Here is a 22,237-nt window from a genome sequence, read left to right as displayed (position 1 = left end):
CTCTTTCACCTGAAAGAAGCTGTCATCAATTCAAGTTCCAAGGAAATAAGAAAATGTCCCAACGTCAGAGCGGTACCGTCAAGTGGTTTAACGACGAGAAAGGTTTTGGTTTTATCACTCCAGAAAGCGGTCCGGATCTGTTCGTGCACTTCCGCGCTATTCAGGGCAACGGCTTCAAGAGCCTGAAAGAAGGCCAGAAAGTGACTTTCATCGCCGTTCAAGGCCAGAAAGGCATGCAAGCTGACGAGGTTATCGCTGAGGCTTGATTGCCCGGTGAATGCCCGAAAGAAAGCCCCTGCCGGGAACGCCAGGGGCTTTTTTGTGCCTGCGTTTCAAGATCGACTGGAGAGCCAAGGATGACCCGACGACTCAGCCCCCAGGGCGACTTCCAACCGGCCGGCCTCGGCCGGCGCATGGCTGCGGTGTTCTACGATTTCCTGCTGTGCGTGGCGCTGTTGATGGTGACCACGCTGGTATACAAGCTGGTCATGATGGCCTTCATCGGCGAGGCGCGTTTACGTGCGTTGTCCGAGTCTGGTTCGCTGGACGGCGACCCGTTCCTGTCCACCCTGCTGTTCTGCGCGCTGTTTGCCTTCTTCGCCAAGTTCTGGATGCACGCGGGGCAGACCTTGGGCATGCAGGTATGGGGCGTGCGAGTGCAGAATCCTGACGGCACAGCCATCACCCTCTGGCAGGCCCTGCTGCGGTTCGTGGTAGCCATCGGTTCATGGCTGTGCTTTGGCGCGGGGTTCTGGTGGGCGCTGGTGGACAAGCAGAAACGCGGCTGGCATGACCTGTATTCGGGGACGCAACTGGTGCACATTCCAAAGAAAGCGCGCTGACGCAGCCAAGCGCTAGCTTCTATCGTGGCTTTTGCTTTTGCTTTTGCTTTTGCTTTTGCTTTTGCTTTTGCTTTTGCTTTTGCTTTTGCTTTTGCTGTGGCTTTTGATCTGGCTTTTGACGTACCGCCCCGTTAAGCGCCTGGGCCGCCTTTCGGCGCCGACCAGGGGGCTGCGTGGGTACCCGGAGCGCAGCGCAGGGCCCCAGCAGGGGCGAGGCCTTTTTGGTTACTTTTTGGGGCGTCTGCCAAAAAGTGACTCGCCGTAAGGGCGAAACCGCCAGCCGGGCCGCCACCCCTTTGGATATGTACTCGAATTGAAAAGCCACGCTGCTAATAGGATCGCACGCATATCCATTGAGCAGGGTGCGCGAACTGGCGGTTCCGGCCTTACTCCGGCTCACTTTTTTTCAAACGACAAAAAAAGTAAGCAAAAAAGTCTCGCCCCTGCTGGGGCCCTACGCTGCGCTCCGGGTTCCCTCCTTCCGGCGCCGACCATAGGGCAAACGGCCCCGGCTATAGAAGCGTGCCGGGGCCGTTCCTCGGCTAAAGCCTCGGGCCCTGCGGGCTGCCCTCTGGTCGACACCGGAAGGAGGCCCAGGCGCTTTACGGGGCGGCACGTCAAAAGCAAAAGCAAAAGCAACATCAAAAGCAGGATCAAAAGCCAGCGAAAAACCCAACCCTGAGATCGGCTTTCTCTACGGGAGCGCACCTCAGCCAAGTGTTGGCTTCCGCCGTGGTTCTTGGCTGTTGCTGTTGCTGTTGCTGTTGCTGTTGCTTTTGCTTTTGCTTTTGCTTTTGCTTTTGCTTTTGCTTTTGCTTTTGCTTTTGCCTTTGCCTTTGCTTTTGCTTTTGCTTTTGCCTTTGCCTTTGCTTTTGCTGTGGCTTTTGATCTTGCTTTTGATGTACCGCCCCGTAAAGCGCCTGGGCCGCCTTTCGGCGCCGACCAGGGGGCTGCCCGCAGGGCCCGAGGCGGCAGCCGAGGAAACGGCCCCGGCACGCTTCTATAGCCGGGGCCGTTTGCCCCCTGGTCGGCGTCGAAAGGTGGGTACCCGGAGCGCAGCGCAGGGCCCCAGCAGGGGCGAGCCCTTTTTGGTTACTTTTTGGGGCGTCTGCCAAAAAGTGACTCGCCGTAAGGGCGAAACCGCCAGCCGGGCCGCCACCCCCTTGGATATGTACTCGAATTGAAAAGCCACGCTGCTAATAAGATCGCACGCATATCCATTGCACAGGGTGCGCAAACTGGCGGTTCCGGCCTTACGCCGGCTCACTTTTTTTCAAACGACAAAAAAAGTAAGCAAAAAAGTCTCGCCCCTGCTGGGGCCCTGCGCTGCGCTCCGGGTTCCCTCCTTCCGGCGCCGACCACAGGGCAAACGACCCCGGCTATAGAAGCGTGCCGGGGCCGTTCCTCGGCTAAAGCCTCGGGCCCTGCGGGCTGCCCTCTGGTCGACGCCGGAAGGAGGCCCAGGCGCTTTACGGGGCGGCACGTCAAAAGCAACAGCAACAGCAACAGCAACAGCAACAGCAACAGCAACAGCAACAGCAACAGCAACAGCAACAGCAACAGCAACATCAAAAGCAGGATCAAAGGCCAGCAAAAACCCCAACCTTGAGATCGGCTTTCTCTACAAGAACGCAGTTCGCGAGCGTCGACGCACTTCAGCCAAGTGTTAGCTTCCGCCTTGGCTCTTAGCTTTTGCCTTTGCTTTTGCTGTGGCTTTTGATCTTGCTCTTGACGTGCCGCCCCGTTAAGCGCCTGGGCCACCTTCCGGCGTCGACCAGGGGGCTGCCCGCAGGGCCCGAGGCTTTAGCCGAGGAAACGGCCCCGGCACGCTTCTATAGTCGGGGCCGTTTGCCCCCTGGTTGGCGCCGGAAGGTGGGTACCCGGAGCGCAGCGCAGGGCCCCAGCAGGGGCGAGCCCTTTTTGGTTACTTTTTGGGGCGTCTGCCAAAAAGTGACTCGCCGTAAGGGCGAAACCGTCGGTGGGCGCGCCCAACCCATTGGATATGCGTGCGATCCATCTAGAAGCGTAGCCTTTCAGGCTGAGTACATATCCGACGCCAAGCCGTAACCGCCAGCGCAAAAAAAACCGACCCTGAGGTCGGCTTTTTCCAGTCGCGGAACTCAACCCGCCCTACGCAACAACCACCACCCAAGCACCGCACACACCAGCGAAGGAATCACCACCGCCAGCAACGGCGGAAACCCGAACACCAGGCTCGACGGCCCCAGCAAGTCCTGCACGATACGGAAGGTAAAGCCCACCAGCACCCCCGTGAACACCCGCTGCCCGAGAGTTACCGAACGCAACGGCCCGAAGATGAACGAGATGGCCATCAACACCAGCGCCGCAGTCACCAGCGGCTGCAGGATCTTGGTCCAGAACGCCAACCAGTACTTGGTGTTGTTCAGGCCCTGGTCAGACAGATAGTGGATATAGCCCCACAAGCCGCTGATGGACAGCGACTCGGGCGCCATGATCACGGTGCTCAGCAACTGCGGGGTCACCGACACATCCCACTGCTCCGTCGGGGTGTTGACCACCTCGGTGCGGTCTCCATGGAACACCGTGGTGGCCACGTCGGAGAGGTTCCAGTGGCCATCGGCGTACTGGGCCTTCCGGGCGAAACTGGCGGTCTTGATATGGCGTTCGTCATCGAAGGTATAGCGGGTAACGCCATACAGCAGGCCAGCCGGCTGCACGGTGTTGATGTGGATGAACTGCTGGCCCTCGCGGTGCCACAGGCCATGGCGGCCGCTCTGCGCGTCGCCGATGCCTTGGGCCAGGGAACGGTCGGCCTGGGCCTTGGCTTCCGTGACGGGCGCCACGTACTCGCCGATCAGCAGGCCGCACACCATCAGCACCAGCATGGGCTTCATCACGGCCCAGACGATACGGGCGATGGACACGCCCGCCGCACGGATGATGGTCAGCTCGCTGTTGCTGGCCAGGCTGCCCAGGCCGATCAGGCAACCGATCAATGCGGCCATCGGCAACATGTCGTACAGACGCCGCGGGGCGGTAAGCAGCACGTACCAGGAAATGTCCAGCAGGCCATAGGTGGCGCTGATGTCGCTCATCTCGTCGATGAACGCAAACAGAGTGGCCAAGCCGAGGATGACGCCCAGCACGGCCAGGATAGCCATCAGCACACTGCTGCCGATGTGGCGGTCCAGCTTAACCATGGGCCACCTCCGGCGCTGCGCGACGGCTGGCCAGCTTCAGGCGCAGCGGTTCCCAGTACATCAGGCCAAGGCCGATGATCAGGAACAACCCGTGCACCCACCACAGCCCCAGGGCCGAATGCAGCTTGCCCTTCTCCATGGCGCCACGGGCGGAAATCAGGACGGTGAGGTAAGCCATATACAGAAGAATCGCCGGCAGCAGCTTGAGGAAACGACCCTGGCGCGGGTTGACCCGTGCCAACGGGACCGCCATCAGCGTCACGATGAACACCAGCAACGGCAGCGACAGCCGCCATTGCAGCTCGGCCTTGTCAGTGGACTCGCCGCTGAACAGTTTGCTGCTGGGGATGGCATCACGGTCGGTGACTTCTTCACTGACTTCGGGCTTGGGCAGCATGACCCCGTAGGTCTGGTACTGGATGGCGCGGTAGTCGGCCTGCCCCGGGATGCCGTCATACCGGTAGCCGTTGTCCAGGATCAGGTAGCGGCTGCCGTCGGGGCGGCGCTCCTGGCGGCCTTTTTCACCCAGCAACAAGGTGATGCCACGGTCCTTGGCGTCCTGGCCCAGGCGCTTCTGCGAGATGAACACGCCGCCCAGGTTGATGCGGTCGTCGCTCATGGTCTCGGTGTAGGTCACCCGGCTTTCGTCACGCAAGGCCTGGAAGCGGCCGGGCTCCAGAGTATCGAACTCGGTCATGGCGTCCTGCTGGTTGAGCACCTGCGAGAACTGCTGCGCGCCCAGCGGCGCCAGGCTCAGGCTAAGCCAGGCGACGACCAGGGCCACCACCGCGGCCGGGGCCATGGTGTAGGCCAGCAGCCGTTGCTGGCTCATGCCAGTGGCCGCCAGCACGGTCATCTCGCTTTCCAGATACAGCCGACCATAGGCCAGCAAGATACCCAGGAACAGGCCCAGGGGCAGGATCAACTGCAGGAAACCCGGCAGGCGGTAGCCCATGATCAGGAACAGCACGCCTGGGTCCAGGGCGCCCGAGGCGGCCTGGGCCAGGTACTTGACGAAGCGCCCACTCATGATGATCACCAGCAGTACCGCGCTGACGGCACTGAGGGTGAGCATGACTTCACGGGACAGATAGCGGAAGACGATCAAACCAGACACTCCAGGGTTGTCAGGCTCAGATGGCCGAACAAGGGATACATAGCGGCCACTCCGGTGGCAGGCGCGCGCAGGGCGAACCATGGAAAAAGTCGGCGCATTATCCTGTGATTGAGCCTGCCTGTCACTTCGCGTACGCATCCAGTTGCGCAAACCCGCGCCCAAGGGTTGTCAGCGCGCGTCGGCAAGGCTCAAACTGGGGACTTTGGCCTGGCCGCCACAGGGTTGCGCCAGGCAGTTTCATCTTGGCGCATCCCATTAGAGGCCGCGCACACTTACAGTTCATTAGGGGACCCGGAAATGGAATTGGTTGTAAAAAGCGTAAGCGCTGAAAGCCTGAAGACCGCGACCCTGGTCGTCGCCGTTGGCGAAGGTCGCGTACTGGGCAGCGTCGGCAAGAAGGTCGACGAACTCAGCGGCGGCGCCCTGACCACCGTGCTCAAGCGTGGCGACCTGACCGGCAAGCCGGGCCAGACCCTGCTGCTGCACAGCCTGCCTGGCCTGAAGGCCGAGCGCGTGCTGCTGGTAGGCACCGGTGCCGATGAGCTGCTGGGCGACCGCGCCTGGCGCAAGCTGGGCGCCGCCGTGCTGGGCGCGCTGAAGAACCTGGGCGGCACCGACGCCGTGCTGGCGCTGGACGAACTGGGCGTGAAAGGCCGCGACGCCTATGGCAAGGCGCGCCTGCTGGCCGAAACCCTGCAGGACGGCGAATACGTGTTCGACCGGTTCAAGAGCAAGAAGGCCGAGCCCCGTGCCCTGAAGAAAATCACCCTGCTGACCGACAAGGCCAGCCAGGCCGACGTGGAACGCGCCGTGGCCCACGCCAGCGCCATCGCCACCGGCATGAGCTTCACCCGTGACCTGGGCAACCTGCCGCCCAACCTGTGCCACCCCACTTTCCTGGCCGAGCAGGCCAAGGAACTGGGCAAGGAACACAAGAACCTCAAGGTGGAAATCCACGACGAGAAGAAACTCAAGGAACTGGGCATGGGCGCGTTCCTGGCCGTGGCCCAGGGCAGCGAACAGCCACCACGGCTGATCGTGCTCAACTACCAGGGCGCGAAGAAATCCGAGAAGCCATTCGTGCTGGTGGGCAAGGGTATCACCTTCGACACCGGCGGCATCAGCATCAAGCCGGCCGCCGGCATGGATGAGATGAAATACGACATGTGCGGCGCCGCCAGCGTCTTCGGCACCCTGCGCGCCGTGCTGGAACTCAAGTTGCCGGTCAACCTGGTGTGCCTGCTGGCCTGCGCCGAGAATATGCCCAGCGGCAGCGCCACCCGCCCTGGCGACATCGTCAGCACCATGAGCGGCCAGACCGTGGAAATCCTCAACACCGACGCCGAAGGCCGCCTGGTGCTGTGCGACACCCTCACCTACGCCGAACGCTTCAAGCCCCAGGCGGTGATCGACATCGCCACCCTGACCGGCGCCTGCATGGTAGCCCTGGGTGCCCATACCTCGGGCCTGATGGGCAACAACGACGAGCTGGTGGAACAGCTGCTGGAAGCCGGCAAGGCTGCCGACGACCGCGCCTGGCAACTGCCGCTGTTCGATGAATACCAGGAGCAACTGGACTCGCCGTTCGCCGACATCGCCAACATCGGCGGGCCTAAAGGTGGCGCCATCACCGCGGGCTGCTTCCTGTCGCGCTTTGCCAAGAGCTACCACTGGGCGCATCTGGACATCGCCGGCACTGCCTGGGTCAGCGGCGGCAAGGACAAAGGCGCCAGCGGCCGCCCGGTTCCCCTGCTGACCCAGTACCTGCTGGACCGCGCCGGCGTTTAAGCACGCCAGGCCAGACCGCCCCGGCAGGGAGCGGTCCGGCCGCACGTGTGATAGGACCGAAATGACCAAAGTCGATTTCTATATTCTGCCCAGCCCGCTGCCCGCGGCGCGGCTGGACTTCGCCTGCAAGCTGGTGGAAAAGGCCTGGCGCCTGGGCCACCGGGTGTACCTGCATTGCAGCGATCCCGCGCAGCGCGAGCAGCTCGATGCCCGCCTGTGGGCGTTCAAGGGCGAAAGCTTCGTACCCCACAGCCTGGCCGAGGAAGACCCCGATGCCGTGATCGCCCTGGGGCTGGCGGACGCGCCCGCGTCGCACCAGGACCTGCTGGTGAACCTGGACCTGAGGGTGCCCACCTTCGCCGGCCGCTTCGCCCGCGTGGCCGAGGTGGTGGTCGAAGACCCTGCTATTCGTCAGGCGGCACGGGAGAGTTTCCGTTTCTACCGCGAACAGGGCTATCCTCTGCAAGATCACCGCTTACAGCGACTCTGAGCCAACGATGGACACTGCGAAAAAAATGCCTAGATCCGCGCACCTGCTGGACGACCTGGAATCGATCCGCAAACTGCTCGGCGACGACACCCTGCAACCGCCGCTGCTGACCGAGACCGTGGTCAGCGACGAACAGATCCCTTTGCTCTTCGACCAGCTTGAAGCGCAAACCCAGGCCGAGGCTGCCGCCATCAAGCCAGCCCCTGAGCCGGCCACCCCGGCGCAGAACCGCCAGGACACCCTGCTGCACCTGGACGCCGAACTGCGTGCCGCCGCCCAGTTGATCATGCAAGACGTGATCGATGATTTCGCCCCGCACATCGAAACCGAAATCAAGCGTCGCCTCGAAGCGCGGATGGAACGGCTGCTGCAGCAGCCATAGCCGCGGGCTGCGAGCGGCAAGAATGGCAAGGACCTTCTTGCCGCTGGTAGCTTGAAGCTTGCAGCTGCCGCTATACTAATCGGCTTTCCTGAATAAATGCCTATTAGGGTCCCGCCGAGCATGGATAAGACCTACCAGCCGCACGCCATTGAAACTTCCTGGTACCAGACCTGGGAGTCCGAGAACTATTTCGCTCCGCAAGGGGCGGGCGACCCGTACACCATCATGATCCCGCCGCCGAACGTCACCGGCAGCCTGCACATGGGCCATGGTTTCAACAACGCGATCATGGATGCCCTGATCCGTTTCCGCCGCATGCAGGGCCGCAACACCTTGTGGCAACCGGGTACCGACCACGCCGGTATCGCCACCCAGATGCTGGTAGAGCGTCAACTCGAAGCCCAGGGCCAGAACCGCCACGACCTGGGCCGCGAGAAATTCCTGGAGAAGGTCTGGGAATGGAAGGACCAGTCCGGCGGTAACATCAGCCGCCAGATCCGCCGCCTGGGCTCGTCCGTGGACTGGAGCCGCGAGCGTTTCACCATGGACGACGGCCTGTCGGAAGCGGTCAAGGAAGCCTTCGTGCGCCTGCATGAAGACGGCCTGATCTACCGCGGCAAGCGCCTGGTCAACTGGGACACCAAGCTGCACACCGCCATTTCCGACCTGGAAGTGGAAAACCACGACGAGAAGGGCTCGCTGTGGAACCTGCGCTACCCGCTGGCCGACGGCGCCAAGACCGCTGAAGGCTTGGATTACCTGATCGTCGCCACCACCCGCCCGGAAACCATGCTCGGCGACGCCGCCGTGGCCGTGAACCCGAACGACCCGCGCTATCAGGCCCTGATCGGCCAGTTCGTCGAGCTGCCCCTGGTGGGCCGCCGCATCCCGATCATCGCCGATGATTACTGCGACCCCGAGTTCGGTACCGGCTGCGTGAAGATCACCCCGGCCCACGACTTCAACGACTACGAAGTCGGCAAGCGCCACAATCTTCCGTTGCTGAACATTTTCGACAAGAATGCCGCCGTGCTGCCGGCCTGCCAGGTGTTCAACCTGGACGGCACGCTGAACGAAAGCATCGACGGCAAGATCCCGGCCGAGTACGCCGGCCTGGATCGCTTTGAAGCGCGCAAGCAGATCGTCGCAGCCTTCGACGCCGCCGGCCTGTTGGTCAGCGTCGACGACCACGCGCTGAAAGTGCCGAAGGGCGACCGCTCGGGCACCATCATCGAGCCGTGGCTCACCGACCAGTGGTACGTGTCCACCAAACCCCTGGCCGAGCCTGCGATCGCTGCCGTTGAAGACGGTCGTATCCAGTTCGTGCCCAAGCAGTACGAGAACATGTACTTCTCGTGGATGCGCGATATCCAGGACTGGTGCATCAGCCGTCAGCTGTGGTGGGGCCACCGCATTCCCGCCTGGTACGACGAGGCCGGCAAGGTCTACGTCGGCCGCAGCGAAGAGGAAGTGCGTGCCAGCAACGGCCTGGGCGCCGACGTGGTCCTGAACCAGGACAACGACGTACTGGACACCTGGTTCAGCTCGGGCCTGTGGACATTCTCCACCCTGGGCTGGCCGGAACAGACCGAGTTCCTGAAGAAATTCCACTCCACCGACGTGCTGGTGACCGGTTTCGACATCATTTTCTTCTGGGTCGCCCGGATGATCATGCTGACCATGCACCTGGTGAAGGACGAGGACGGCACCCCGCAAGTGCCGTTCAAGACCGTTTACGTGCACGGCCTGGTGCGCGACGGCCAGGGCCAGAAGATGTCCAAGTCCAAGGGCAACGTGCTTGACCCGCTGGACATCATCGACGGCATCGAACTCGAAGCCCTGGTGCAGAAGCGCACCACCGGCCTGATGCAGCCCAAGCTGCAGAAAGCCATCGAGAAGCAGACCCGCGCCGAATTCGCCGACGGCATCGCCAGCTACGGTACAGACGCCCTGCGCTTCACGTTCTGCTCGCTGGCTTCCACTGGCCGCGACATCAAGTTCGACATGGGCCGTGTCGAAGGCTACCGCAACTTCTGCAACAAGATCTGGAACGCGGCGCGCTACGTGCTGGACAAGGGCGAAGACTGCGGCCAGAACGGTGAAGCCTACGAGCTGTCGCTGGCGGACCGCTGGATCATCTCGCAACTGCAGCGCACCGAAGCCGAAGTGACCCGCCAGTTGGACCAGTTCCGCTTCGACCTGGCCGCCCAAGCCCTGTACGAGTTCATCTGGAACCAGTACTGCGACTGGTACCTGGAACTGTCCAAGCCTGTGCTGTGGGACGAGAACGCGCCGGTCGAGCGTCAGCGCGGCACCCGCCGCACCCTGGTGCGCGTGCTGGAAGTGGCCATGCGCCTGGCGCATCCGTTCATGCCATTCATCACCGAAGAAATCTGGCAGCGCCTGGCGCCGCTGGTCGGTGCCGAAGGCAAGACCATCATGCTGCAACCGTGGCCAGTGGCCGTGGAAGCACGCATCGACCAGGCGGCCGAAGACGACATCGAATGGCTCAAAGGCCTGATGCTGGGCGTGCGCAACATTCGTGGCGAGATGAACATCGGCCCGGGCAAGCCCCTGGCGCTGTTCCTGAAAAACGCCAACGCCGAAGACCAGCGCCGCCTGGTGGAAAACGAGGCCCTGCTCAAGAAGCTGGCGAAGCTGGAATCCATCACCGTGCTGCAAGCCGGCGCCGAAGCGCCGTTGAGCGCCACGGCACTGGTGGGCGAGCTGGAAGTGCTGGTACCCATGGCCGGTCTGATCGACAAGGACGCGGAGCTGGCCCGTCTGGACAAGGAAATTCAGCGCCTGCAGGGCGAAGTGCAACGGGTGGGCGGCAAGCTGTCCAACGCCGCCTTCGTCGACAAGGCACCACCGGCGGTCATCGACAAAGAGCGCGCCAAGCTGGCTGAAGCCGAGCAGGCCCTGAGCAAGCTCGCCGAACAGCACGCGCGCATCGCCAGCCTGTAAATCTTCAGCGGGCCCATGTGGGACCGGGCGGAGCTCGGGAAGGGGGCGCCGCGGTATAGCAGATATACCGCGGCGCCCCCTTCCCGAGCTTCGCCCGGTCCCACATTCACTTCTACCGGAGCGCGCACATGTCCGCCCCCAGCAAACCCGGCTTTCACCCCCGCAACCGCCATCAGGGCCGTTACGACTTCCCCCAGTTGATCAAGAGCAGCCCTGAGCTCGGCCAGTTCGTGATCCTCAACCCGTACGGCAAGGAAAGCATCGACTTCGCCAACCCGGCGGCGGTCAAGGTGTTCAACCGCGCCTTGCTCAAGGCGCTTTACGGCATCCAGCACTGGAACATCCCCGACGGCTACCTGTGCCCGCCCATCCCCGGGCGCGCCGACTACATCCACGCTGCCGCCGACCTGCTGGCCGAACTCAGCGGCGGCGAAATACCCCGCGGCGCCTCGGTGCGCGTACTGGACATCGGCGTGGGTGCCAACTGCATCTACCCGCTGCTGGGCCACAGCGACTACCGCTGGCAGTTCGTGGGCTCGGACATCGACCCGGTGGCCCTGGCCTCGGCCAAGGCCATCGTCCAGGCCAACAAGCTCGACAAGGCCATCAGCTTGCGCCAGCAAGGCAACACCCAGCACATCCTCAACGGCCTGCTGAAGGCCGATGAGCGTTTCGACCTGACCCTGTGCAACCCACCCTTCCACGCCTCACTGGAAGAGGCCACGCGCGGCAGCCAACGCAAATGGCGCGCGCTGGGCAAGGCAGACCCCAAGCGCAAGCTGCCGGTGCTCAACTTCGGTGGGCAGCACAATGAACTGTGGTGCGAAGGCGGGGAAATTCGCTTCGTTACTCAGTTGATCAACGAAAGCGTGGCGGTGGGCTCACAAGTGCTGTGGTTCAGCACCCTGGTGTCCAAGGCATCGAACCTGCCGCCGATTCAATCGGCGCTGAAAAAGGCCGGTGCGGTGCAAGTGCGGGTGGTGGAAATGGGCCAAGGGCAGAAGCAGAGCCGCTTCGTGGCCTGGACCTTCCAGACCGAGGCACAGCAGAAAGCCTGGTACACACCCAACACCCGGTAGCCGCTGGGCGAAACTCGCAGGTACAAAAAAGCCGTGACCGGTTGCCCGGCCACGGCTTTTTAACGACTGGTTACAAAATTACTTGTTAACCGAATCGGTCAGCACTTTGGCTGGAACAAACTTGACGACTTTCTTGGCGGCGATTTCGATCGGGGCGCCAGTCGAAGGGTTGCGGCCGGTGCGAGCAGGACGCTCGGTGATTTTCAGCTTGCCAATGCCTGGCAGAGTGATTTCGCTGCCATTTTCCAGCTGGTCGGCAACGATCTGGCCCAGTTGCTCGAGAGCATTGCGCGCGGTGGTTTTTGGCGCGTCGATGGCTTCAGCGATGTCGGCGATCAGTTGGTCTTTGGTCAATGCCATGGTGGTGTTCCTTCCCTATCAAATTCAGTTGGATTGCAGAGTGCAACATCAGTCAAAAACGCCGTAACCCCCAGGGTTCGGCAATCGGTCTACAGCCACGCCAATCGCGAATGTAGATGCACAAATCGGTATTTGGTTCGACCTGACGGCAGCTATCTGCGGGCGATGCGCCCTTATGGAGCGCAAGACCGGGCAAAACTAGCACACAGAAACAGAAATATCCGCCACTACCTGGCCATTTGTTCAGGTTTATCGCCTGATTGATTGAAAAATAGACAAAAGTCTCGATTTCACGGGCTGAAACTACCGCGCCAGGCCGCCAAACCCCCAGTTGCGTTACACTTGGCGCCTTTGCACAAGGCCGACACGCTCGCCCTTGGCCTTCCCCTTTCGACGCACCGAGAAGCCCATGCCGATCCGTCACAGCATTGTCCATTTGATCGAAAAGAAACCCGACGGCACCCCTGCCGTGCTGCACGCCCGTGATTCGGAATTGGGCGAATCCCAGGCCATCGAAAACCTGCTGGCCGACCTCAACGACAACTACAACGCCAAGCAAGGCAAAGCCTGGGGCCTGTTTCATGCCGAGTCCGGGGCCCACCCTTTCAGCGGCTGGCTGAAGCAGTACCTGGACGCCGAGCAGGACTTCACCCGCTTCAGCCGCCAGGCTGTCGAGCACCTGCAAAAACTGATGGAAGAGTCCAATCTGTCCACCGGCGGCCACGTGCTGTTCGCCCACTACCAGCAGGGCATGACCGACTACCTGGCCATCGCCCTGCTGCACCACAGCGAAGGCGTGGCGGTGAACGCCGAGCTCGACGTGACGCCGTCGCGCCACCTGGACCTGGGCCAGCTGCACCTGGCCGCGCGCATCAACATCTCCGAGTGGCAGAACAACAAGAACTCCAAGCAATACATCTCGTTCATCAAGGGCAAGAACGGCAAGAAAGTCTCGGAGTACTTCCGCGACTTCATCGGCTGCCAGGAAGGGGTTGACGGCCCGGGCGAAACCCGCACCCTGCTCAAGGCCTTCAGCGACTTCGTCGAAAGCGAAGACCTGCCCGAGGAAGCCGCCCGCGAGAAGACCCAGGCCCTGGTGGAGTACGCCACCAGCCAGACCAAGCACGGCGAACCCGTGGCCCTGGAAGAGCTGTCGGGGCTGATCGACGAAGACCGTCCGCGCGCCTTCTACGACCACATCCGCAACAAAGACTACGGGTTGTCCCCGGAGATACCGGCCGACAAGCGCACCTTGAACCAGTTCCGCCGCTTCACCGGCCGCGCCGAGGGTCTGTCCATCAGCTTCGAAGCCCACCTGTTGGGCTCCAAGATTGAGTACGACGAAGAGGCCGGCACCTTGATCATCAAGGGCCTGCCCACCCAGCTGACCGACCAGCTCAAGCGCCGCAAGGACTGAGCAGGTGCTGAACAAGACCCTGAAACGTGTGTTGCCCATACTGCTGGTGGTGGTGATCGCCCAGCAGTGGGGCAAGATCGAAGCGTTCTTCAGCCCCACCTCGCAGCTGACCGCGCAGGCACGCGCCCACGCCCAGGTAACGTTGTACTCGACTGACTGGTGCGGGTACTGCAAGGACTTTCGCCGGTTCCTGGACCGCCAGGGCGTGGCGTACCAGGAGTTCGACATCGACAAGAACGCAGAGGCCCGCCAGCGCTATGAAGCACTGGGCGGGCGGGGTATTCCCGTGCTGGATGTCAATGGCGTGCTGCTGCGACAGTATAGAGAAGCGGATATCATTCATGCCCTTCAATCATTCCAAACCAACTCCAGCACCACTCGATAGCGATCCTGTATATATCAATGCATCCTATTGATGGTGAATAGAAACCTACAACCCACCTCATAATGCCTGTCAACTTTTGCCGATGAAGGAGACCTCGACGCGAGCCGGTACGCAACTGGACATATGGAAATGCTGAAAAGCGAACTGGCACAACACCTGGAGGAACCGTTGCTCATATCGACGCGCTTTATTACGACCCACGAAAACCGAACAATTTCATTCAAGAAATAACGATTGAAATGTCCATCACATCAGACCGCACACACTTTATTTACTGTCAAATATAGCAGTACTCATGCCCGCCTCTCTCGGGTACCTTCGGACGTGTTGACGGCATCCTTATTCGCACGACCAAACACACGCCTTTGGCGCGCCATATTGTAATTTCCGAGGTGGAATATGACAAAGCAATTTGTTCCCGGCAGCGTGGTTACCCTTAACCCTGCGGCTGCAGCACAGCGCGGTCAGCCTTTCATCGACGAGCCCGCTCTTGTAGGCGCTGCAAGTTATGCAGCGGAATCAAGCATGAATGTAATCTCAATCTCCCCTCCTACAAGCATAACCATCACCAGAGCGACGGAGGATCAGCTACCTCTTTTTCAATCGGTAGCGCCACTGCAACGCAAGACCTTCGTCCGTGTTGACAGCCTGCCGCTGCAAGCCGTCAATCGAAACTATCTTGGGCAATACATTCCTAATACCATCGACTATCCTACCTCCGTGACAGGCATCTTCTTCCGGGTACTGCTGAAATTCTGGGATGATCCCGAGTACCACTATGGGACCTCCGATGTACAAACTCTGGACGCTGCGTCGGGATGGCAGGTGGGTCATTTCATAGCAAGCTGGGAAGAAGGGGGCGTGGCGCTGGTCAAGAAAGGACCGGTCGTCCAAGGTATGATCCCAGCAGGCTGGCTATTGGACGTAACCATGGGCGCCAGCAACTTGCCTTACATACGCATCAACTTAGAGTCCAAGGTTGATATCATTGTTGATTTATAGTCAATGCACGCAGGGAAGTCACGGTCTGACAACTCGACCATGGATTCCCTGTCAAACTACCCCGTGACTACGATGTCACTGTGGTGCGCCGCGCCTCAGTGTTTGTCGAGCTTGAAACCCAGCCGCGGAAAGTGCACATGCACGGTCCCGGCGCGTGGGTCTTCGCGGCGCAGAATCAATGCCTCACGCCCCGCGAACAGCAACTCGCCTGCCACGGGGTCAACGCCGTAGTCGATCGCAGCAATGGTCACCTGATCGCCCGCCTTGAAGCCATTGGGGTCGACAAAATCATCATCCGGCAACGGCGCCGGCACACTGGTGCGCGCCACTGTCAATGCCTCTTCGGCACTCAGCTCACTGTTGGCGCCATGGCCGAAGCCCAGCACCCGGCCCAGCCAACCGTGCACCGCCGGGTATTCGTCCACCAGGGGTGACGTCACCGGGGTGCCTTTGAGGAACCACAGGGGATGAGCCAGCGCGAAGTCGGCCACCGACGGCTCGCCGAACAGGTAGTCGCCCTCCTCGCGTTGCAGTTGCTGCTCCAGGCGCGCCATGAACACCGGCCATTGGTGCTTGGCCTGTTCCAACGGGACGCGCGTGGCCGAGCCACCGCTGAACAGCTGGGTACGGTCGGCAATGAACGCTTTCACCGCTTCCGGGGGCAGGCGCGCGAAGCGCACGGCCACGGATTCGGGTTGGAATACCAGGCTGACCGCGTGTTTGAACAACTCCGAATCGGCCCAGGCGGCGAAGGTCGCCACGGTCATTTCCTGGCCCTCCGGAAAAAACGCCGGCAGGGCTTTTTCCTGATCCAGGCGGCGAGCGATCAGCGCGGTGTCGCAATAGATGTCCGCGCCTACCTGCAGCACCGGGGTCTTGCGGTAGCCACCGGTGAGCGCCACCAGATCAGGCTTGGGCATGACCGGTGAGATCAGCACGGAACGCCAGGACAGGCCCTTGAACCCCAGCATCAGGCGGGTCTTTTCGGCGAACGGGGACGTGGGGTAATGGTGAAGGATCAGCTCGGTCATCTTCGGCTCCGCCGCAGGGCTAAAAGCCCAAGCTTACTCGCCCGCCCCGACAGGGCCTAGCCACTCACGCCGATAGTGGCTCATCAACCGGATCAATTGGCACCCAGGACGCCACCAGGCGCTCCTTGGCGCTTTTGCGCAGGCGCTTGATCAAGCGTTCCTGGCGCAACGCCTCGCCCTTGTCCGGCCAGCACTCCACGTACACCAGCGCCACGGCGGGGCTGGAACTGAAGAAACGCGCGCCCTTGCCGCTCTGGTGCTGGGTGAAGCGGCGCTGGGGGTTATCGCTGATCCCGCAGTAGAGCGAACCGTTCGCGGCGCGCACCAGATAGACGTACCAAGGTTTGCACAGGGAAGTCACTTCACTCATGGCCCGTTTGCTCAGCGGCCTGCCTGGAAGGCGCGCAGGCCCTTGAGTGCCTGGCCGCGCACCTTGCCCTTGAGCAACGGCGTCCAGCCCAGCAGCAGGCCGGGGGTACCCAGGGCCTGGCGCGACCAGCGCCAGAAGTCGAAGTGATCGTGGTGTTCGCAGATCTTGCCGTCACGGAAAACGAAGCGGGCATGGATGTGGTTCACCACCGTGCGGCCGGTCTGGCTGAACAGGTACGTCGCCGTCCAGTTGGCACTGCCGTGGTGGTCACCGGCGTGGACATGGTCGAAGGTCAGAGAAAAGTCCTTGGCCCGCGCTGCCAGCATCCGCCACATGTCGCCTGCGTCCTGGCCGCGCAACGTCCCGAACGCCGGGTCGCTGAACACCACGTCGTCGGTGTAGCTGGCGGCCATGGCCTCGGCATCCAGGCGCTGGAAAGCCAGGTAGAAACGGGTGATCAGGGCTGCGTTGGCTTCGCTCATGGGCAGGACTCTGGTTGAAGTCCTGCCATCCTAGCAGTTCCGTCCGGCAATGCACCGCATCGCGCCACATGCCCTTTCAGATGCAGGACCAGGGCATGTCGGTTTCAGATCTTTTCGCTGGTGACGTTCACGTGCAGCGACCGCCCGGCGCCCATGCCCGCGATGATCGCCAGGGTGCCGATCACCGCGAAGATCCAGCCTACCGCGTTCCAGCCGCCACTCCAGTCATGCACCAGGCCCACGGCCAGCGGGCCCATAGAGGCCAGCGTGTAGCCGATACCCTGGGCCATACTCGACAGGTTGGCTGCCACGTGGGCATCGCTGGCGCGCAGCACGATCAAGGTCAGGGCCACGGCGAACATGGCGCCCTGCCCCAACCCCAGCACCACGGCCCAGAACCACAGCCCGCCCAGCGGCGCGTAGAGGCAGCCGAACAAGCCCGCCAGGGTCAAGCCCATCACGGTAACGATGGCGATGCGCTGGTCACGACCGCGGGTGGCCAACCACGGTGCGATCAACGAGCTGCCCAGCTGAACAAGGATGGAGAACGACAGCACCAGCCCCGCTTCGGCAGCATCCAGGCCGCGCCCCATCAACATCGACGGCAACCAGCCAAACACGATGTAGGCCAACGACGACTGCAGCCCCATGAACAGGGTCACCTGCCACGCCAGGCGGTCACGAAACAGGCCACGCACCCGGTAGCGCGCATGGTGGGCGCCATGCCGGGCCCGCGTCTGGGGCAACCAGAACACCGCGGCCAGCAGTGCGGGCACTACCCAGAACCCTAGCCCCATGGCCCAGCGGTGGCCAAAGGCCTCGGCCAGGGGCACGCTGGCGCCTGCGGCAAGGGCCGCGCCCAGGCACAGCGCCATGGTGTAAACGCCGGTCATGGTGCCCGCTTGCTTGGCAAAGTCGCGCTTGACGATGCCGGGCAGTAGCACACCGATGATGCCAATACTGGCCCCGGACAGGATACTGCCGGCGAACAGCCCAACCACCCCCAGCTGGCTGCGCAGGGCGATGCCCGCCGCCAGCACCAGCAGAATGCCCAACACCACGCGTTCGGCGCCAAAACGCCGGGACAGCAGGGGCGCCAACGGCGCGAACAACCCCAGGCACAACACGGGCAGTGTGGTCAAAAGCCCCGCGGTTGAACCACTCAGGCCCAGGTCATGGGAAACCTGCCCCAGCAACGGCGCCATGCTCGAAAGCGCCGGGCGCAGGTTCAGGGCCACCAGCACCAGGCCCAGCAGCAACAGCCAGGGCCGCGGCACGGCGGCAGTTTGATCGGCAGGCATCTTCAGCGCCTCGGTGGTTGGAGTGGACATAAGGCAGTTCCTCGATCAAAGGTCCGGGCAGTCGATCAGCTCGCGGCAGATCGACATGGCCCGTTCCGGGTCGCTTGCTTCAATGGCGGCCAGCAGTTCGCCGTGCAAGTCGAATACGTGAAGGTTGCGTGGGGTGTGGTTGAGCGAATGCAGAATCGCCTCGCCGACAACGCTGGAGAAAAACCGGTACAGCTGACTCAACGTGGGGTTGTGCGCGGCGTCCACCAGCAAGCGGTGAAACACCAGGTCGCAGGCAATGTAACTGTCGAGGTCAGTGTGGTAGTGGGCGCTACTGTGCTCGAGCGCGGCATGCAGCGCTTGCAGGTCTTGCTCAGTGCGCCGCCGAGCGGCCAGGCCGATGGCTTCCACCTCGATGATGCGCCGGGTTTCCCGTGCCTGTTCGATGGAGCAATTGGACAGCACCCTCAGCGTATCGAACGGGTCGACGCTGCCGCGCAGGTAGCTGCCGTCGCCCTGGCGAATATCGATCATGCCGCTGAAGGCCAGCACACGCATGGCTTCACGCACGGTGTTGCGGCTGATACCCAGTTCCAGGGCAAGCTCCGGCTCGGTGGGCAGGCGCTGGCCTACCGCCCAGTGGCCACGGGTAATGCGCTCGCGCAACTGGTCCAGGGCCTGGTCAACCAGGGAACGTTTTATCAGGGTGGACATCGTCCAATCATCCGATGAATTCAAGTAGATAGGTAGGGTAAAGAACGCGGCATAGCTAGGCAAGAAAAATTGCTAGCCATTTGTCGGCAGGAGAGTCCAGCCTGGTAGCAGCGGACCTGGCCGCGTCACGGTCACCGCGCAGCATCAGGCAAACCGAATGGACCGTCGACGCGGCCGGGTCCGCTGCTACCGGATCATGGGAATAAAAAACCCGGCGAGTGGCCGGGTTCTGGGAGGGGTAGGTCAGTGCAAAATCTGACTCAAGAACAACTTCGTCCGCTCGTTCTGCGGGTTGTCGAAGAAGTCATTGGGTGCTGCCTGCTCGACGATCTCACCCTTGTCCATGAAGATCACGCGGTTGGCCACGGTGCGGGCGAAGCCCATTTCGTGGGTCACGCACAGCATGGTCATGCCGTCTTCGGCCAGACCGATCATGGTGTCGAGTACTTCTTTCACCATTTCCGGGTCCAGCGCCGAGGTCGGCTCGTCGAACAGCATGATCTTGGGCTTCATGCACAGGGCCCGGGCGATGGCCACGCGCTGCTGCTGACCACCGGAGAGCTGGCCCGGAAACTTGTTGGCCTGCTCCGGGATACGCACGCGCTCCAGGTAATGCATGGCGATTTCCTCGGCCTTGCGCTTGGGCATCTTGCGCACCCACATGGGGGCCAGGGTGCAGTTCTGCAGAATGGTCAGGTGCGGGAACAGGTTGAAGTGCTGGAACACCATGCCCACTTCCCGGCGGATCGCTTCGATCTGCTTGAGGTCGTTGGTCAGCTCCACGCCATCGACCACGATGCGGCCCTGCTGGTGCTCTTCCAGGCGGTTGAGGCAGCGGATGGTGGTGGATTTGCCCGAGCCCGACGGGCCGCACAGCACGATACGCTCGCCCTGCCTGACGTTCAGGTTGATGTCTTTCAATACGTGGAACTGGCCATACCACTTGTTCACGCCCTGCATCTGGATAATGCCATCGGCGCCCACAGGCTGTTTGATTGCTTCGCTCATGATGACACTCCTAGCGCTTGTGGCCAGTGTCCAGCTTGCGCTCCAGGTGCACGGAGTAGCGGGACATACTGAAACAGAAAATCCAGAAAACGACGGCGGCAAACACATAGCCTTCGGTGGCCATGCCCAGCCATTTGGGGTCGGCGGCGGCTTGCTTGACGCTGTTGAGCAGGTCGAACAGGCCGATGATGATCACCAGGCTCGTGTCCTTGAACAACGCGATCAGGGTATTGACGATACCCGGAATCACCAGCTTGAGCGCTTGCGGCAGAATCACCAGGCCCATGCTGCGCCAGTAACCCAGGCCCATGGCCGAAGCGGCTTCGTACTGACCCTTGGGAATCGCCTGCAGGCCGCCACGCACCACCTCGGCCACGTAGGCCGACTGGAACATGATGACGCCGATCAGCGCTCGCAGCAGCTTGTCGAAGCTCATGCCTTCGGGCAGGAACAACGGCAGCATCACCGAGGACATGAACAGCACGGTAATCAACGGCACGCCGCGCCAGAACTCGATGAAGGTCACGCACACCACCTTCACCGCCGGCATCTTCGAGCGCCGGCCCAGGGCCAGCACAATACCCAGCGGCAAGGCGCCGGCGATGCCCACGGTGGCAATCACCAGGGTCAGCATCAGGCCGCCCCATTGGCTGGTCGCCACGTTCTCCAGGCCGAAGAAACCACCGCGCAGCAGGATGAAGGCAACGATCGGGTAGACCACCAGGAAGCTCAGGCCGTACACCACCTTGCGCGGGATGCGCGGGATGAACAGCGGCGCGGCGCCCAGCACGGCCAGCCACACGGTCAGGTCCACGCGCCAGCGCAGTTCAGGCGGGTAGTAACCGTACATGAACTGGCCGAAGCGCTGCTCGATGAACACCCAGCAGGCGCCCGCCTTGGTGCAGTCTTCGCGGGTGGTGCCCACCCAGTTGGCGTCCAGGAACGCCCAGCTCAGCAGCGGCGGCACGATCAGGTAGATCAGGTACAGCGCCAGCAGGGTCAACAGGGTGTTGAACCAGCTGGAAAACAGGTTGGTGCGCATCCAGGCGACAGGGCCGACCGCCAGGTTGGGCGGGGGCATATTGGGTTTGAATACGTGCGACGTCGTCATGGGCGTTTCCTCACCGCTCGATCAGCGCAATGCGCTTGTTGTACCAGTTCATCAGCAAGGAAATGCTGATGCTGATCGCCAGGTACACGCTCATGGTAATGGCGATGACTTCGATGGCCTGGCCGGTCTGGTTGAGCACCGTGCCGGCGAACAGCGAGACCATTTCCGGGTAGCCGATACCGGCGGCCAGGGAAGAGTTCTTCGCCAGGTTCAGGTACTGGCTGGTCAGCGGCGGAATGATGACCCGCAGCGCCTGGGGGATGATCACCTTGCGCAGTGTCGGCCCGGGGCGCAGGCCCAGGGAGCGCGCTGCCTCGGTCTGGCCGTGGCTCACCGACTTGATGCCCGAACGCACGATCTCGGCAATGAACGCCGCGGTGTACACCGTCAGGGCCAGGGTCAGGGCCAGCAGTTCCGGGATCATCACCCAGCCACCGACGAAGTTGAAGCCGCGCAGCTCTGGCATTTCCCAATGCACGGGGCTGCCGAACACCAGCACGCTCAACGCCGGGATAACCACCAGCAGGCCAAGGCCGGCCCAGAACTTGTGGAACGGCACGCCGGTGTCTTCGAAACGCTTGTTGGCCCACTTGACCATCACGCCAATGGCCACGAACGCCACCACCACGGCAATCAGGAACGGCCACATGCCATCTGCCTTGAGGGCGGCAGGCATGTTCAGCCCGCGGTTACTGACGTAGAACATGTTCCACAGGTTATGGCTGCCCCGTGGCCCTGGCATGGTCAGGAACACGGCGAAATACCAGAACAGAATTTGCAGCAGCGGCGGAATGTTGCGGAAGGTTTCCACGTACACAGTGGCCAGCTTGCTGATCATCCAGTTCGGCGACAGCCGTGCCACGCCGATGATAAAACCCAGCAAGGTAGCCAGGATGACGCCGATGAAGGTCACCAGCAGGGTGTTGAGCAGGCCGATGACGAACACTCGCGCGTAGCTGTCCGACTCGGTGTAGTCGATCAGGTGCTGGGCGATGCCGAAGCCGGCACTGCGTTCAAGGAAGTCGAAACCGGAAGTGATGCCGCGATGTTGCAGGTTGGTCTGGGTGTTGTGGAACAGGTACCAGCCCAGGCTGACCACCACCACGATGGTGATGATCTGGAATAGCCACGCACGCACACGTGGATCGGTCAGGGAAAACCCTTTGGGTGCGCCGATTTGATTTTGCATGAAGTGCCCCGGAAGAAAGGGAATGTAACAGC

Annotated in this window: 22 protein-coding genes; 11 read left to right on the top strand and 11 right to left on the bottom strand. The window is 62.0% G+C overall.

The features are described 5' to 3' along the window. Positions 1-53: 53 nt before the first annotated feature. The 3 genes from HWQ56_RS05225 to HWQ56_RS05215 all read left to right on the top strand — a co-directional run bounded on the left by HWQ56_RS05225 (position 54) and on the right by HWQ56_RS05215 (position 1,848). Positions 54-266, top strand: coding sequence for a cold-shock protein (locus HWQ56_RS05225; protein ID WP_010220199.1), 213 nt, complete (start codon positions 54-56; stop codon positions 264-266). 90 nt (positions 267-356) lie between these two features. Continuing rightward, entirely contained in the window at positions 357-842 is a 486-nt protein-coding gene (locus tag HWQ56_RS05220; protein WP_158153371.1) for an RDD family protein, read from the top strand. Positions 843-1,581: 739 nt separating this feature from the next. After that, entirely contained in the window at positions 1,582-1,848 is a 267-nt protein-coding gene (locus HWQ56_RS05215; protein WP_176569954.1) for a hypothetical protein, read from the top strand. A gap of 1,114 nt (positions 1,849-2,962) precedes the next feature. Here HWQ56_RS05215 and lptG read toward each other — a convergent pair. Then, complete coding sequence (gene lptG / locus HWQ56_RS05210) at positions 2,963-4,024, bottom strand: LPS export ABC transporter permease LptG (RefSeq protein ID WP_158155951.1); 1,062 nt, start codon at positions 4,022-4,024, stop codon at positions 2,963-2,965. Further along, positions 4,017-5,132, bottom strand: coding sequence for an LPS export ABC transporter permease LptF (gene lptF / locus HWQ56_RS05205; protein WP_158155953.1), 1,116 nt, complete (start codon positions 5,130-5,132; stop codon positions 4,017-4,019). Before lptF ends, lptG begins: the two co-directional genes overlap by 8 nt. Positions 5,133-5,438: 306 nt before the next feature. Here lptF and HWQ56_RS05200 point away from each other — a divergent pair, with 306 nt between their 5' ends. From HWQ56_RS05200 to rlmF, 5 genes are all read left to right on the top strand, one after another. Continuing rightward, positions 5,439-6,929: a leucyl aminopeptidase gene (locus HWQ56_RS05200; RefSeq protein ID WP_158155955.1), complete on the top strand. Its 1,491-nt coding sequence runs from the start codon at positions 5,439-5,441 to the stop codon at positions 6,927-6,929. A 61-nt stretch (positions 6,930-6,990) separates the two neighbouring features. Further along, positions 6,991-7,419, top strand: a complete 429-nt coding sequence (locus tag HWQ56_RS05195) for a DNA polymerase III subunit chi (protein ID WP_176569953.1) — start codon at positions 6,991-6,993, stop codon at positions 7,417-7,419. A gap of 7 nt (positions 7,420-7,426) precedes the next feature. Then, positions 7,427-7,801: a DNA polymerase III subunit chi gene (locus HWQ56_RS05190; RefSeq protein WP_176569952.1), complete on the top strand. Its 375-nt coding sequence runs from the start codon at positions 7,427-7,429 to the stop codon at positions 7,799-7,801. 120 nt (positions 7,802-7,921) lie between these two features. Beyond that, entirely contained in the window at positions 7,922-10,768 is a 2,847-nt protein-coding gene (locus HWQ56_RS05185; protein ID WP_176569951.1) for a valine--tRNA ligase, read from the top strand. 128 nt (positions 10,769-10,896) lie between these two features. Then, positions 10,897-11,847: a 23S rRNA (adenine(1618)-N(6))-methyltransferase RlmF gene (rlmF, locus tag HWQ56_RS05180; protein ID WP_176569950.1), complete on the top strand. Its 951-nt coding sequence runs from the start codon at positions 10,897-10,899 to the stop codon at positions 11,845-11,847. A gap of 78 nt (positions 11,848-11,925) precedes the next feature. Here the strand turns inward: rlmF and HWQ56_RS05175 are convergent, their stop codons facing one another. Then, positions 11,926-12,207: an HU family DNA-binding protein gene (locus HWQ56_RS05175; RefSeq protein ID WP_008371316.1), complete on the bottom strand. Its 282-nt coding sequence runs from the start codon at positions 12,205-12,207 to the stop codon at positions 11,926-11,928. Positions 12,208-12,616: 409 nt separating this feature from the next. Here HWQ56_RS05175 and yejK point away from each other — a divergent pair, with 409 nt between their 5' ends. The 3 genes from yejK to HWQ56_RS05160 all read left to right on the top strand — a co-directional run bounded on the left by yejK (position 12,617) and on the right by HWQ56_RS05160 (position 15,011). After that, positions 12,617-13,624: a nucleoid-associated protein YejK gene (yejK, locus tag HWQ56_RS05170; protein ID WP_158157087.1), complete on the top strand. Its 1,008-nt coding sequence runs from the start codon at positions 12,617-12,619 to the stop codon at positions 13,622-13,624. A 4-nt stretch (positions 13,625-13,628) separates the two neighbouring features. Continuing rightward, a complete protein-coding gene (locus HWQ56_RS05165; protein ID WP_158157089.1) occupies positions 13,629-14,009 on the top strand; it encodes a glutaredoxin family protein in 381 nt (126 codons plus the stop codon). Between the two features lie 399 nt (positions 14,010-14,408). Further along, positions 14,409-15,011 carry a hypothetical protein gene (locus tag HWQ56_RS05160; protein ID WP_158157091.1) on the top strand — a complete coding sequence of 201 codons (603 nt, stop codon included), beginning with the start codon at positions 14,409-14,411 and terminating at the stop codon, positions 15,009-15,011. Between the two features lie 95 nt (positions 15,012-15,106). Here HWQ56_RS05160 and HWQ56_RS05155 read toward each other — a convergent pair whose 3' ends face one another. The 8 genes from HWQ56_RS05155 to HWQ56_RS05120 form a co-directional block, all read right to left on the bottom strand. Then, positions 15,107-16,042, bottom strand: a complete 936-nt coding sequence (locus HWQ56_RS05155; protein ID WP_176569949.1) for a glutathione S-transferase family protein — start codon at positions 16,040-16,042, stop codon at positions 15,107-15,109. Positions 16,043-16,106: 64 nt separating this feature from the next. Beyond that, positions 16,107-16,412, bottom strand: coding sequence for a GIY-YIG nuclease family protein (locus tag HWQ56_RS05150; protein WP_158157095.1), 306 nt, complete (start codon positions 16,410-16,412; stop codon positions 16,107-16,109). Positions 16,413-16,423: 11 nt separating this feature from the next. Then, the gene (locus HWQ56_RS05145) at positions 16,424-16,894 is read right to left on the bottom strand and encodes a nuclear transport factor 2 family protein (protein WP_176569948.1); all 471 of its coding nucleotides are present in this window, start codon (positions 16,892-16,894) and stop codon (positions 16,424-16,426) included. A gap of 104 nt (positions 16,895-16,998) precedes the next feature. After that, positions 16,999-18,225: a CynX/NimT family MFS transporter gene (locus HWQ56_RS05140; RefSeq protein ID WP_158157099.1), complete on the bottom strand. Its 1,227-nt coding sequence runs from the start codon at positions 18,223-18,225 to the stop codon at positions 16,999-17,001. Between the two features lie 15 nt (positions 18,226-18,240). Beyond that, a complete protein-coding gene (locus tag HWQ56_RS05135) occupies positions 18,241-18,897 on the bottom strand; it encodes a FadR/GntR family transcriptional regulator (RefSeq protein ID WP_176569947.1) in 657 nt (218 codons plus the stop codon). A gap of 243 nt (positions 18,898-19,140) precedes the next feature. Continuing rightward, entirely contained in the window at positions 19,141-19,905 is a 765-nt protein-coding gene (locus HWQ56_RS05130) for an amino acid ABC transporter ATP-binding protein (RefSeq protein WP_176569946.1), read from the bottom strand. A gap of 10 nt (positions 19,906-19,915) precedes the next feature. Beyond that, complete coding sequence (locus HWQ56_RS05125; protein WP_158157105.1) at positions 19,916-21,016, bottom strand: amino acid ABC transporter permease; 1,101 nt, start codon at positions 21,014-21,016, stop codon at positions 19,916-19,918. A 10-nt stretch (positions 21,017-21,026) separates the two neighbouring features. Continuing rightward, positions 21,027-22,205: an amino acid ABC transporter permease gene (locus tag HWQ56_RS05120; protein ID WP_158157107.1), complete on the bottom strand. Its 1,179-nt coding sequence runs from the start codon at positions 22,203-22,205 to the stop codon at positions 21,027-21,029. Positions 22,206-22,237 lie beyond the last annotated feature (32 nt).

Origin of the sequence: Pseudomonas eucalypticola (assembly GCF_013374995.1) — a bacterium.
Lineage (GTDB): Bacteria > Pseudomonadota > Gammaproteobacteria > Pseudomonadales > Pseudomonadaceae > Aquipseudomonas > Aquipseudomonas eucalypticola.
Note: the sequence above shows the minus strand (reverse complement) of the source record. Positions and strands in the feature narration are given on the sequence as shown.

Excerpts from the sequence above, each read along its gene's own strand:
- lptG (WP_158155951.1), bottom strand. The coding sequence starts at position 4,024 with ATGGTTAAGCTGGACCGCCACATCGGCAGCAGTGTGCTGATGGCTATC.
- HWQ56_RS05185 (WP_176569951.1), top strand. The coding sequence starts at position 7,922 with ATGGATAAGACCTACCAGCCGCACGCCATTGAAACTTCCTGGTACCAG.
- HWQ56_RS05190 (WP_176569952.1), top strand. The coding sequence starts at position 7,427 with ATGGACACTGCGAAAAAAATGCCTAGATCCGCGCACCTGCTGGACGAC.
- HWQ56_RS05195 (WP_176569953.1), top strand. The coding sequence starts at position 6,991 with ATGACCAAAGTCGATTTCTATATTCTGCCCAGCCCGCTGCCCGCGGCG.
- HWQ56_RS05220 (WP_158153371.1), top strand. The coding sequence starts at position 357 with ATGACCCGACGACTCAGCCCCCAGGGCGACTTCCAACCGGCCGGCCTC.
- HWQ56_RS05200 (WP_158155955.1), top strand. The coding sequence starts at position 5,439 with ATGGAATTGGTTGTAAAAAGCGTAAGCGCTGAAAGCCTGAAGACCGCG.
- HWQ56_RS05130 (WP_176569946.1), bottom strand. The coding sequence starts at position 19,905 with ATGAGCGAAGCAATCAAACAGCCTGTGGGCGCCGATGGCATTATCCAG.
- HWQ56_RS05175 (WP_008371316.1), bottom strand. The coding sequence starts at position 12,207 with ATGGCATTGACCAAAGACCAACTGATCGCCGACATCGCTGAAGCCATC.
- HWQ56_RS05150 (WP_158157095.1), bottom strand. The coding sequence starts at position 16,412 with ATGAGTGAAGTGACTTCCCTGTGCAAACCTTGGTACGTCTATCTGGTG.
- HWQ56_RS05225 (WP_010220199.1), top strand. The coding sequence starts at position 54 with ATGTCCCAACGTCAGAGCGGTACCGTCAAGTGGTTTAACGACGAGAAA.
- HWQ56_RS05135 (WP_176569947.1), bottom strand. The coding sequence starts at position 18,897 with ATGTCCACCCTGATAAAACGTTCCCTGGTTGACCAGGCCCTGGACCAG.
- rlmF (WP_176569950.1), top strand. The coding sequence starts at position 10,897 with ATGTCCGCCCCCAGCAAACCCGGCTTTCACCCCCGCAACCGCCATCAG.
- HWQ56_RS05120 (WP_158157107.1), bottom strand. The coding sequence starts at position 22,205 with ATGCAAAATCAAATCGGCGCACCCAAAGGGTTTTCCCTGACCGATCCA.
- HWQ56_RS05125 (WP_158157105.1), bottom strand. The coding sequence starts at position 21,016 with ATGACGACGTCGCACGTATTCAAACCCAATATGCCCCCGCCCAACCTG.
- yejK (WP_158157087.1), top strand. The coding sequence starts at position 12,617 with ATGCCGATCCGTCACAGCATTGTCCATTTGATCGAAAAGAAACCCGAC.
- HWQ56_RS05140 (WP_158157099.1), bottom strand. The coding sequence starts at position 18,225 with ATGTCCACTCCAACCACCGAGGCGCTGAAGATGCCTGCCGATCAAACT.
- HWQ56_RS05155 (WP_176569949.1), bottom strand. The coding sequence starts at position 16,042 with ATGACCGAGCTGATCCTTCACCATTACCCCACGTCCCCGTTCGCCGAA.
- HWQ56_RS05145 (WP_176569948.1), bottom strand. The coding sequence starts at position 16,894 with ATGAGCGAAGCCAACGCAGCCCTGATCACCCGTTTCTACCTGGCTTTC.
- HWQ56_RS05160 (WP_158157091.1), top strand. The coding sequence starts at position 14,409 with ATGACAAAGCAATTTGTTCCCGGCAGCGTGGTTACCCTTAACCCTGCG.